The sequence below is a fragment of the Stieleria sp. genome, assembly GCF_041595215.1.
Classification (GTDB): domain Bacteria; phylum Planctomycetota; class Planctomycetia; order Pirellulales; family Pirellulaceae; genus Stieleria; species Stieleria magnilauensis.
On sequence record NZ_JBFHKV010000925.1, the window covers coordinates 1 to 3,493 of the forward strand.

The 3,493-nt window shown below is 58.4% G+C and carries 3 protein-coding genes; all 3 read right to left on the bottom strand.

The annotated features are described in order from the left end of the window. On the bottom strand, positions 1–912 hold a 912-nt coding region (locus tag ABX749_RS26345; protein WP_372898626.1), incomplete at its 3' end, for a sulfatase-like hydrolase/transferase. Positions 913–984: 72 nt separating this feature from the next. After that, positions 985–2,646 carry a LamG-like jellyroll fold domain-containing protein gene (locus ABX749_RS26350; RefSeq protein ID WP_145216552.1) on the bottom strand — a complete coding sequence of 554 codons (1,662 nt, stop codon included), beginning with the start codon at positions 2,644–2,646 and terminating at the stop codon, positions 985–987. Position 2,647: 1 nt separating this feature from the next. Next, positions 2,648–3,223 (bottom strand): sigma-70 family RNA polymerase sigma factor, encoded by a 576-nt coding sequence (locus ABX749_RS26355; protein ID WP_372898627.1) that lies wholly within the window; start codon positions 3,221–3,223, stop codon positions 2,648–2,650. Between the last annotated feature and the right edge of the window lie 270 nt (positions 3,224–3,493).

Sequence of the window (3,493 nt, forward strand, 5' to 3'; positions counted from 1 at the left end):
CAGACCGAGTTTTCCGCCGTTGTCGCTCAGGAAGACGATCAACGTGTCATCGAACTCACCGGAATCCTTCAGCGTTTGGACCAGTTGACCGACGCCGCGGTCGACGGCGTAAACCATCGCAGCGTAGGTTTGCCGCTTCTTGTCCTTGATACCGTCAAACCGCGCCAAATCTTCGGCCTTCGCTTCGAGCGGACTGTGCGGCGCGTTGTAGGCCAGATACAGAAAAAACGGTTGGTCTTTGTCGCCCGCTGATTCGACAAAACGCACCGCCTCGCGCGACAGCCCGTCGGTGATGTACTCCGTTTCATTGACCGTTTTGCCGTTGTGTTCCAGCGGGGCGATGTAGTCATTGATTGTTGTCTTGCCGGCCCGAATCTGCCGCTCGTAAATCGGCCGGTATCGATCCGGGAAGTACTGATGGCCTCCGCCGAGAAACCCGTAAAACTCGTCGAACCCGCGTTGGTTGGGATGGAACGGGTGCTCGTACCCCATGTGCCATTTACCGATCGCGCCGGTTCGGTACCCCGCGTCCTGCAACACCGTGCTGATCAGGGTTTCATTGACATCGATCCCTTCGCGGTTGTAGGCCTGAATACCGAGCCCGCTGTTGGGCAGGTTGTACGGCGCCCCGAACGAATGCGGATAGCGGCCCGACATCAGCCCCATCCGACTGGGACCACAGAAGGGGTGCGTGACATAGGCCGATGTAAAAATCGTACCGGCCGCGGCCAGCTGATCCAACTGCGGCGTCGCGATGTCGGTGGCGCCGTTGAAGCCCACATCGGCGTAGCCCAGGTCGTCACAGAGGATCACGACGATGTTCGGACGGTCTTGCTCCCCGGCATGGCCGAGGGCTGCGAACGTGGCGAGCATCCCAACGGAAAACGCGATTCTATAAAAGGTGTGTTGCATCAATTCGATTTGATCGGAGAACGATTGAAGTCGACCGTCGTGTCGAGACCGTGGTGTTGAGTCCGACAGCGACTAATACCCGAGCGGTTTCCCTTGTTCGTACAGCGTCTGAATTTCTTCGCGGCCGAGTGCGGCGTTAAAGATCGCCAGTTCGTCGATCGCACCGTTCAAGTTACGGACGGCGAACCAAGGTGAATTTCGCAGCGGCTGTCCCCAGTTTCCGATTTCAGCTGTCCCGATCCGAAGCGTTTGGACATGGAATTGATCCGTGATCGGTTCACTGCTGATCAGTTCACCGTTGACGAACTGGTTGACTTGTCGAGCGACGGGGTCATAGACCGCCGCGATGTGCAACCACTTGCCGCTCTCGGACACATCCCAAATCGGTTCGGTGTAATAGATCCGGTGCAACCTGGAATCTTCTGCGGGGCCGAGTCCCGCTCCGGGCGTGTCATCGACCATCACCGAAAACATCAGCCGACCGTCTTCGTGAATTTGCCAATGCGGTTCGCCGTTCTCATAGCCGTCGCCCATGAACAGCGAATTGTAACGATGCTCCAAACTGTCAATTCTGACCCAGCAGGCGAACGTGAACGCGTCGAATGCTCCATCGATCCGGGTTCGCACACGCGATCCCGGACGGTCAAATTCCAACGCGGTCGATGCGGCCCCGAATCGACCGTCGGCTCGCGTCACGGGGCCGACCAGAATGCCGTCGAGTTCTGACCCCGACGCGGCGCGGTTCGGAATGAAGCGTTCAGCGTCCGATTCAGCGATCGGGTAATACGCGATCAACCGATCGTCGGTCCTCAACTGCCGCGAGTAGGTTTTCCATTGTTCGAACTGTTGCGATTGGGCGTCTTCACGTCGACGTTGCAAATCATTGACCGTACTGAGTCCCTCGAACGCATCCGGGCGAGACTGCGATCCCTTCAACCATTGCCGTTCTCCGGTGACCAGATGGTCGCCGTCGTGCCGGCCACCGCGCAATTCCACTTCGCCATCGATCACCTCGACACGCGCTTCGTCGGCGCCGACCTCCACTGCAAATTCGGTCCCCAAGTCGATGATCTCTGAGTCGGCCGCCTTGACGATAAACCCACGCGCCGCCGGCGGAACACTGGCCCGCAACCGCCCCTTGACCACGCGAACCGACCAATCCGATTCGACATCGAGCGCCGCGGGTCCCTCGACAATCAAAGTCGCACCGCAAAAGAAGTCGATTTCCGCGATCCCCTCGTCGAACTGCAAGACACCGTTGGGCAACACATCGCCTTCGCGGAACGCAAGTGAATCGCTAGACCACTGCAAATCGACAGCACTTCGCAGCGTCGCATGGCCCGCAATCAATGCCTCTGCCGGTTCGTCCGATGCGACTTGTGCGATCTCGACCCGCTGGGGATCGTCACCATCGTTGCTTTGTCCGAACCAGTACGCGACGCCGCCGACCAGAGCGAGAACGGTTGCCGCAATCGCCAATCGTTGCCACGTCCATCCCGTTGCGTCGTCGAGCACACTGGCCGGCGAGTCGTTTCGCGGGGATTGCCCCGCGTGCAAATCGCCACCGGACTCGGTCGCGATCTCGCCCAGAGATTCACACAGGCTGACCGCCCGCAAATACTCCGATCGAACCTCTTCACGCCGCTCGATCGCGTCCTGCAACACGTCGAAATCGTCGGCCGAAATGGTTTGGTCGATGGCTTGGAAAATCAGGTTGCGAATCTTGTCGTCCACTTCAACACTCCTCAACGAGCCGCCCCTGAACACAGTCCAGAAGCTGTTTGCGCAGCGCGTTGACTCTGCTGTACAGCCGCCGCGTTTTGACGCCGGTCTCTTCCGCGATCTTGGCAATCGACTCGCCCGGCGAGTGAACGCTCAACACGAGCCGTCGATGATCGTCGTCCAATTCCCCCAAACACTTCTCGATCGCCTTGCGTTCTCGATCGCGCTGTTCCAAATCTTGCATCGCGTCCTGCGCCAATCGTTCGATCACACTTTCGCGGAACACCAAGCGGTCTCGGGAACTGTCTCGCTGCCAGCTGAGCACTTTGTAGCGTGCGATCACGCAGGCCCAGCGAATGAATTCGTCGACCGCGTCGTCCGCCGTTGCGGGCGTGAAGGATTCAAATTTCTTCCAACACTCCAATGCCGTCTCCTGCATCACGTCGTCGACCCCTTGATTGGAGGGCAATAACGAACGCACGAATCGACGAATCGACTGGTCATGCCGCGCCAGCAGACTGACGAATTCGCCGTAGCGAGCTTCGCGGGCCGCGGGGGTATCAAAATCAGGTGTCGCGCGAGGATCCATGGCGTGCTTTTTTCGCGAAAGGTGGTTCACTTTTGATATTCCATCATCCCGGAAATTTACCGAGCCACCTGTGCATATTTGTCAAAATTGGAATCCGTCTGAAATCCACTCAGGTCGGTCATTCTGGGGAGATGACGGTAGCCTGGATCAAAACACGACTCCATCGAGCGAATCCGCACAGGTAACGGGCAGAGTGTGCCGAAGCAATCCAGAAGAATCCACGTGACTGGATCGCACAACCGATGTTGAATCTGTCGACCGTGCCCACCC